The organism is Photorhabdus aballayi, from assembly GCF_026153155.1.
Lineage (GTDB): Bacteria > Pseudomonadota > Gammaproteobacteria > Enterobacterales > Enterobacteriaceae > Photorhabdus > Photorhabdus luminescens.
The window spans coordinates 1-8,798 of the sequence record NZ_JAPFCD010000092.1 but is presented as its reverse complement, the minus strand read 5'-3'; the positions used below and the strand labels follow the sequence as shown (position 1 = coordinate 8,798).

The following is an 8,798-nucleotide window of genomic DNA, read 5'->3' as shown; positions in this document are numbered from 1 at the left end:
AGGTGTTCAAGTTCGGCTTTTTGTTCATCGGTAATGAATATTTTCATGACGGATACCATGAACCTCATTTGGGCGAAAATCAAGCAGTTTCAATGAGCACGGGTATATAGGATTATTTAAGTATTTTTTACGTTTAAAAATTGTAAATTATTTTATTAGAATTAAAAGCGACCTTGACGTAGTTAGCTATATAATTGTCATCTCTTTTTTCCATAAATACAATATTCGGCTGTGCTAAGTACATTTTTTGGCACAGCTTTTTTGAAGTATATTAATAGAAAAGAGAAAATATTAGTCAGCGATAATGAGCACAGTTAAGTATGTTCAATTGCTACTCTAAAATAAATATTTTTACCGATTTTCATCTACACATGCTGTGCTATGAATTGATAGCCGGTAGTACATTTCGGACAAATAGGGTAATTAGTCGGCTGTACTGGTGAGTACAGCCATTTTTTAATCAAATTGGTTGATATGGTATTATGCAAGAAGACGGCGGTAAAGCTCAGTTAATGAGATGATAGTAATTTCCTACTATATTAGGCACAGACTAGCTAGCGGCTTGGATTTGGTATAACGTCATTAGTATTTAGATATCATGCCCAAGAATTCGCTCAGTAGCAACTTTGCATCCTCAGGTGTCATTGCTTCTAATGTTTCAGATAATGTAGGTTGTCTTTGTTGTTGATTAGTATCGTCACATGAAGTCGAACCAGATGTGTCTAGACCAAGTATTAACCACTCTATCGAGGTATTACTTGCATGGGCAAGTGTAGCGATTTTATCAAGTGATGGATATGTCAAACCATCTAAGTAGTTCCAGATTGCTCTATCAGACAGGCCACAACGTTTAGCAAATTTTGCAGCTGTTTCTCCTTTCATGGATTCGCGCAGACGCTGACCGAAATAAGTTATCCGGGCGTCCAGAATCACGCGATCCGTCTTATCCCTTTTTCTGACGGTTTTTTCTTCATTTGATTCTGTCATTGAATAGTTTCTCTCAAATCTGAAAAAAAAATAGATTTTGACTTTACATCTGCTTTTTTATTCAATATCGTGGTAATTATAAATAAGGTTATCTATAGGTTTTACCGAAACATATAAGCATATCAGGATCACATAATACAGTCGAGCAGGCAAGATGGGCCTGCATAAATTTGCATGATAAAAAAGTGTGTGCAAGTATTTATGACGCACTATTTGGATTGTTTTGGTGTTTTCCGACCAGGCTTATGTGATCTGGATAAAATGGATTAATCAAAATCGCGATCGTTTGATTTGCGACCACTTTAAATAAGCGGAAATTATTTTCAATATGAAAGTATTACCAATATTATTAGTAACCATATTAAATAGTTTCGCTTTTGGAATGATATATTCATATTTTTGACGAATGAATTATAGTGTCCTATTATTTATTATATAGTTAAGCTGAAATCGGCTAAAAAATTGTTTGAAAAAATATCTTAATAAATTGAGGAGTCTTTATATCAAGCGAAAAAATAAACCAATGAAATAATATTTATTAGAAATTAATCTGTGGAAAAAGAGTCATGGGTCATGGAGAGTTAAAGATTATCAATCTAACTATTTGATTCTATAACATATATAGAATTAATAGATTTTTGTAGAGAAAATAAGTTTTATTGTTACACCTCTGAGAAGTTTGTCATTATTAATAGTAGGGAATTATAAATCATCAACCAATCGTAGGATTTTGTTATGAAAGAATCTAATCAGTCAATGATTTCACCACAGATAATTAATACGATGAGTGTAAATAATGATCCTTGGGGGATAAAAGATAAAAACTCATGTTTCATTTATGGTAATCAAGCACTTAAACATCTTGAAAATCTTCCAGATTTATTTGATTATGAAGGACGTTTTGACTACGAACTTCCTTGGGAGGGTGCTGAGTTTGCAAAAGAATTTGTTGAACATGATAAAAGAGTAATGATGAAAGGCAAAAGGGTATGCTCACTTGAAACGCATAGGTTTAATAATAAAAAATTTCTGTCATCTTATTTTTGCGAAAAATATCCAATATATAATAATGAAAAAGAATGCATAGGCGTTATTTTTCACGGATGGGAAGTTCAGGATTCATCCCTAACGCGTCTATTTCATGGTAAACTTCCTTCATCTATTATATTCCAACCACCGTCTAATTTGTTTACTGAACGGGAGTGGGATGTTATTTTTCTCTTCTTGCAGAAATATACGAATAAACAGATTGGAAAAATATTGAATATTTCCTACCGCACCGTTGAAGATTATATGGTAAGAATATATAGTAAGATTGGTGTTAGATATGGCCATCAGTTGGAGGAATATTGCCGCTTTAATGATTTTGATCTCTATGTACCAGAGAAATTTTTGAAATCAGAAAGTAGGATGTTTGCTTGAATCTTAAATTATCTCGAATTTTTCATGAAGAACTATACGGTATCATCTCAGATTATCAATAAAATGGAAACTAAGTAATGAGCCATAATGAGTAAAAGATAGTTCTTCATGTTTTCTTCTCGGTGATTCGGTATTGAAATATCCTAATGATTTTCAAAAATCGTTCAGTTATGAAGGATTATTACCTCGAAATTGAGCTAAGCTTATATAGGGATTTATCAAAGATAAAATATATTTTTTTGAAATGCATTTCTTTGGAGAAGGAAAATTTCGTCATCCTATTTTAATGAAAAATTACCTTTTTATCATGAAGATGTAAGCAGTATTGATGTTATATTTTATTGTTGTAAGGCAGAAGTTTAGTCTGCATCAATACTATAAAAAAACTACTGTAATCCATTATTTTTCAACCACTGTCTGATATTTTATCTTTGTGTAAATGAAATGTGGTTTTATTTTTTTTTATACTAGAAACCAGATTGGTTAATATTGAATGTTTTCTATAGCACAATTGAACTTCTTATGATAAAAATATATCAAAAATAGGCGTTAATTCTGTCACGTAGTTGGATGAATATTGTCTAAAAAACATTTTAATAGTTATAGAACAGAAAGATTTCTATTGTCTTGTAAGCTTATTATCGAGATATTATATTTATCATATTAAAATGACGTATGATTTTTGATTATTACGTTTTTTTCTGCCTGATTTTTTATTTGTTTAATTGGAGTCATTTGCAGGAATATGCAGTTTAAAATATAATAATTTTTTAAAGGTTTTATATGAATCAATCAATATGTGAAAATTTTCCTTTGATTACCCCTCAATTAACAAATATGTGGAATATAAGTTCTGAAATATGGTTTGTAAAAGATAAAAAATTGCGTTTCATTTATGCTAATAGAAAGTTTTTTAAAGTTAATAACTTGCCTAGAAGTTTTGATGTCATTGGTTATACAGATAGAGAATTACCTACATCAGTTAATCATCTTGCTCATCTTTTTGAAGAACATGACCGTAAAATTTTGCAATGTATGAAACGGATATCAGCCATAGGTATTTCTCCAGTAGGGAAAAATAAACGATTAAGATATTATTATTGTAGTAAATTTCCACTCATGGATGAAAATAATAAATTTATCGGAATAATTTCCCATGTTAGAGAAATAGAGTATTTTAAAATAGATAATTATATTAAAAAAAATAAATATATATCATCTGGGTTTAGACCTCCTAATGATATATTGACAGAGAAAGAATGGATAATGATTTTTTTATTTTGTCGAGGGATTGGCAATAAATCCATTGCTGATAAAATGAAATACTCAATCCGTACTGTGGATAATTATTTTAAAATTATCTATGGGAAATTAAAAATTGGTTCGGCTATTGAACTTAGGCAGATTTGTAAAGATCATGGTTATGATAAATATATCCCTCCAAGATATTATTTTCAATCTGAGGGTTATTTCTTATTGTGATTTTCTAATTTAATTATTTTCGTGTGAAAAATCTCTGATGTTATAGAATTTATCAGGGATTTTTTATTGTTGTTTTTAAAATAAAGCATGAGTTCATTTGAATTTATATATTTTGTTATTCAAATCAGGTTTATTTGGCTACCGATAGGATCTGGAGGATTTTAAAATATTATAGATAGAAATTTATTTTTTTTGGTTTCAAGGGAAAATATAGTGATTATTAGAGTAAAAAGTAAATAATTTTTTATGACCTAGTGAATTTTCACATTTGTTTACAGAATGAGTTCTTTTTTGTAGCGTATTAGTAGTTTAAATTGAATTTCACTGATATCAGTAAAACCAAATATTTATATCTGAATGAAGGGAATTATTATATTATTGTAAAAGTTTTTTAACGTTGTGGAGAATTAATAGCTTATTGTTTCAAAGAGAATAAATCATCATTGAATATTTCCTGTTCAGCAATGGATATGTTAATGACGGCTTAACCAGAGTTCAGGTTGTTGTTGGCTTTGTAGCCACCGCCTTCAGTGTCGGACGAGCAGTTTGGACAGTTTGTATCCTGCTAAGGACGGCTTTAATTTCATGTAACGATTTAATATTATCCTATCTGATTAATGTTGGTGGTAAAAATAACCCCGGTTTTGCAATGGCCGGGGTTGGTCGCTTAATTTAGGAGTTCTTTTGACACATTGCCTGTATCAAAAAATTCTTTGAATACTTTCACTACAAAATCGAAATCTTTTGTAAGTTGGCGAGCAGGCCAGTAATCGCCAAGTATATCTATTTTTTCATTTGACTGAATTGGATCCCAAAATGTGAATATTTCATCATTCTCATCTAGCATGGTAACTAAATAAATCCCATTATCCATCCTAACCTGAAGCTCTGATAGTAAGTATCCTTCATTATCTAAATAATCAATAGTTACACAACCTGAGTTTATTTTCAGAGAATGTAATAAATTATTTACTCTCTCCCAGGAGGGATATTTTTCACTCCCTCCATTTCGCAAAATAGACCAAGATAGTAATAAATTATCCATTAATCATTATCCTTCACACGGAAACCTTTCGTACCTTTTTCCCAATATAGTATCCTTCCTGTTTTTTCCTCATGCAGTGTTAGTGATTTAAGACCTGGTTTCTCTGTCATGGACTTGATATCACTGAGACAATATGTACAAATTTTTTCACCTCTAATTGACATTTCCATATTGCGCCCTTGAGTCATTCCTTGCTCATATGCTTGCTGGATAGTTCCAACTTCTGCATGTGCTGATGCCATATTTCCATTAGGATAATTTTTTTCTGGGCGTTTATCTATTTTCGCCTGTACCATATCATTGATTAGTGTAGGGCGACTTTGATCACCAAGATAATAATCAGGTCTATTCCCCTGATTGGTGTCAGTAAATTTTTTCCCGGTTTCTTTATCAGTTAACTCTGCGGTCACCTTAGGAATGGATGTATGAGTTTTTTTATCCAAAACCCTGCTGCTTTCCTGAATTGTGAGTTTATCTGGTGAGACGATCCCTTCTGTCGGCTTGGTTATGGCTTTATTACCGGCAACACCTCCAAATATAGCCAGTGAACCCAGACTCATATTTGCTACCCCACGGCTATATTCACCATCAATAATCTGCCCAATACCTGTTCCCGCCTGATATGAACCCCCGATAACGAGGCTTCCCCTAATAAGCGTCCCTGGCATGCCGGGTAATGCCATTAATGCATCTGTTCCGATAGCAGCTTGTCCTGAGTGTACACTGTGCATTTTCAGATAGCTTAGTGCCTCATTATAGGCTTTCGCATCTGCGGCTGTTGCGACAAATGCCCCTCCCTTAACTAGATTTTGAATTGCGGCAGCCGCTTCTTTCCCTGAGAAACCGTACTCTGTCTGTAACTCAGACCCATATTGGTTGAGTAAGGTAGCCAGCTCCAGCTTTCCTTTTTCGTCTAATTTACCTGAACGATATTTGCCTAAAAGTACATTACTGGCTTTGTCTTCATTGGTGAGTCAGACGATATTTTGTGACGCTTTCAGCAGGTTTTTGCCCTTAATCAACGTATCATTCTTTTTGACAGTTGGAGGTTATTCTCCACCGATTCTTGCCGGCCTGGGTACCGGCAATGCCGCCTGCCAGACCCGCCGCCAGAGTGGAGAGGGTGCTGATAGTCTGTTTTTCCTATTCACTTAAGTCACTGACTTTAACATTTTCGCCGTGAATGTGCTTCATCAGTTCCCGGGCGGCCAGTTCACCGCCCGCCAGCGCCTAACCAATATTGCCGCCCGCGAGTCCCTGAATGGCCGCAGTAGCAGCCTGTAAAGCGGTGTGGTATTTCCCACCGGTGCCAAAGCCAGACTCATTCAATGCCTGATTATAGGCGGTCTTGTAAATCTGGTCTTTAATGAGTTCCGGGGTGATGTCGGTTTCACCTTTGGCCTTCAATACTTTGATGGGCCGCTTTTCTATCCGGGTCACTGATGTTCTCCAGTTTGGCGTGGGCGGCTTTGGTGGCGATAATGGCCCCTTCGGTACTGGCGATGTCAATCACCTGCGCACTGATTTTGCCAATCAGTTGGGCCTGTTTCAGTCGTTGCTGCTCTTTCTCTTTGTCAAAGAATAGGACTGAGAGCATTATTGGCATGGTCGGTATCCCGGCTGAGAGGGTGATATCCTGTTGCTGGTTGTCTTTATCCCGGATAATCGGGGCACCGTCACTGACCGCGGCATGAGTAGTGCTTTGAGTGACTTGACGCTTAAGCTTAAACGAATTCTTTCTGTACTTCTTTATGGAGAACTTCCCCCTACTTGTTGGGTGTCCAACTTTCGGGGTGCATCTCATCTCAGGCCGGGAGCTTTTCAGTATTATGACAACATCAAGTTTTTCCTAAGACCTTTTATATTGAAGATAATTTACCAAACAGACAACAGCACCTAGGAATATCCCCATAACAACACCGATACCAGATGCTTCAACAATATCTTTGTAACCAATGGAAAACGTGCCAGTTTCAAAAAAAAGAACAAATTTAACTAATAGTTTTACTGCCATGACTGTGGTGAACACACCTATGCACAAAACTAAAGACCAAGATAAAAAGTAAATCATAAATTTCATTTTTTATCCTTAGAGTTTAATTCATCCATGACTGCTTTATTTGCAGCTTCAGAACCAATAGCTCCCATTCCACTACCAACAATATCAGGAACAGGAGATACCAATGGCGGTGCTGATATATAAGGATTGATCACACTAAATCTTTCTTTAAATCCATTTGACCAAGAGTTAATTTTACCATCAAGGTAGTTAGTGGTTCCTGTTGCTAGCCCATACCCCACTGACGATCCCACAAACGCACCTCCCATCGGTAACCACGGTGAATTTCTATCAATTGCACTAGAAACGCCTGCCCCCAATGTGTTAGTCGTAACTGTACCCCAATATCCCATCCCAGCCGTTGTACCGCCAGTTACCAAAGCTGTCCCGAAGCTGGCATAGCTGAAACTTTCTTGGGGATTATTGTAGATATTATAACTTTGCATCCCTAGGTTGGCTAAGCCTGTAGTACCAACACCTATCGCTCGATTCGCAATAGTTGTACTTCCGACCCAATTGGAAACGACAGGTGTTGCTGCCTTGCTTAACGCTGGTAAGGCAAGCGTAATCGTTGCGATTGCTGCCCGCGGAATATTGTTGGTTTTCTGCCATGTCTCGTAATTATCAATTACGGGCGTAAGCTGATTGATACTATATTCTGCCAGCTTTCTACAATCGTCGTCACAACCCGGTGATTGGACAAGATTAATGAGATCTTTCTGTTGTTTTTCTAAATAATCTTTCGTGATCCTTGTTTCCACCGCTTTCCGTTGCTGATCTTGATCTGCTTTGAGATAGTTATTCTCCACAACAACAAAATCCCAACTCAACAGCTGGGATCGTTCTTATCGGGTAACTAACGAATATCAAATAACCAAAGCACAAAGCCGACTAGAAATCCAGATGTACTGACTTTCAAGTACATACTAACGTTGCTACTAATGAAGTGGAAAATTTCTTTTCCACCTCCAACCCAATAACCAAGTGTTGCAGCTAGTATGCACATAAAAAATATAAAGAGAAAAAAAGAGCAAGATAAATACAACAAAGCTAATATAGACTTATTTTTTTTCATCTTGTTGCGCCTTATCTTTTATAGCTTTCCCCATGCTATCGTTAAATATACCTGATGTTACTGAATCACCAACGTTACCAGCCACTGATGGAACTGAACTTTGTTTCACAGGCTTTGTAATTGTCCAAATCCCGATTGGTTCCCATTCAAGTTGTTTCGATATTGGATTGAGAATCTTCTCCATTGGGATTTTCAGAATATTACCAGCCGCATATCCGACACTGGCTCCGCCTTTACTTATTATTGCATTCAAGAAAGGATCATCTCCTTTGATTTCTGCGACATAATAACCACCTACCGCATTCCAAGTAACGGTTGGGTTATAACCTTTCCCTGCTGTGATAGCGCCGACAACACCTGCTCCAATTACATCAGATAACTTCACTTCTCCTGTTGTACCATATTGAATAGCTGCATTTACCCCACTGGTGACACCTGCCGCAAGTAGCTGCTCTTTCCCTTTCGCCCCCTGAATCATCGCTTTTGCACCAAAGACCATTACAGGCTATGAAGTTGGATCTAAGGCGACAGCGGCAACTCTGTCAGAAGTAGTAATATTATCCTTCAAAAACTGCAAATCCTTACCATTCAAATACTGCACTATCTTGATGGCGTCGGGATCTTTTAATTTCTCTGACAATCGAATTTGTAACGATCCCTCATCAAGCGCAACATTCGTATTTGCTTGAATAATTTCTTCATAAGTCACGCAGGTAATCCCCCCTCCT

General features: G+C 36.1%; 8 protein-coding genes and 1 pseudogene. 2 read left to right on the top strand and 7 right to left on the bottom strand.

From position 1 onward, the window contains the following. Positions 1–582 precede the first annotated feature (582 nt). A complete protein-coding gene (locus OO184_RS23925) occupies positions 583–987 on the bottom strand; it encodes a helix-turn-helix domain-containing protein (protein ID WP_265381315.1) in 405 nt (134 codons plus the stop codon). Positions 988–1,722: 735 nt separating this feature from the next. Between OO184_RS23925 and OO184_RS23920 the strand changes: the two genes are divergently transcribed. Both OO184_RS23920 and OO184_RS23915 read left to right on the top strand, forming a co-directional pair. Further along, positions 1,723–2,409 (top strand): helix-turn-helix transcriptional regulator, encoded by a 687-nt coding sequence (locus OO184_RS23920; protein WP_265381314.1) that lies wholly within the window; start codon positions 1,723–1,725, stop codon positions 2,407–2,409. Between the two features lie 783 nt (positions 2,410–3,192). Then, a complete protein-coding gene (locus OO184_RS23915; protein WP_265381313.1) occupies positions 3,193–3,891 on the top strand; it encodes a helix-turn-helix transcriptional regulator in 699 nt (232 codons plus the stop codon). A gap of 667 nt (positions 3,892–4,558) precedes the next feature. Here OO184_RS23915 and OO184_RS23910 read toward each other — a convergent pair. The 6 genes and pseudogenes from OO184_RS23910 to OO184_RS23875 form a co-directional block, all read right to left on the bottom strand. Beyond that, entirely contained in the window at positions 4,559–4,936 is a 378-nt protein-coding gene (locus OO184_RS23910) for a DUF6911 family protein (protein ID WP_265381312.1), read from the bottom strand. Between the two features lie 2 nt (positions 4,937–4,938). After that, positions 4,939–6,638 (bottom strand): annotated as a pseudogene (locus OO184_RS25525) (VENN motif pre-toxin domain-containing protein); the annotation flags it as partial. A gap of 147 nt (positions 6,639–6,785) precedes the next feature. Further along, complete coding sequence (locus tag OO184_RS23890) at positions 6,786–7,016, bottom strand: hypothetical protein (protein WP_265381310.1); 231 nt, start codon at positions 7,014–7,016, stop codon at positions 6,786–6,788. Beyond that, positions 7,013–7,756, bottom strand: coding sequence for a hypothetical protein (locus OO184_RS23885; protein ID WP_265381309.1), 744 nt, complete (start codon positions 7,754–7,756; stop codon positions 7,013–7,015). Before OO184_RS23885 ends, OO184_RS23890 begins: the two co-directional genes overlap by 4 nt. A 300-nt stretch (positions 7,757–8,056) precedes the next feature. Then, positions 8,057–8,548: a hypothetical protein gene (locus tag OO184_RS23880; RefSeq protein WP_265381308.1), complete on the bottom strand. Its 492-nt coding sequence runs from the start codon at positions 8,546–8,548 to the stop codon at positions 8,057–8,059. Positions 8,549–8,575: 27 nt separating this feature from the next. Further along, positions 8,576–8,798 (bottom strand): hypothetical protein (locus OO184_RS23875; RefSeq protein WP_265381307.1); only part of this gene is annotated, 223 nt, incomplete at its 5' end.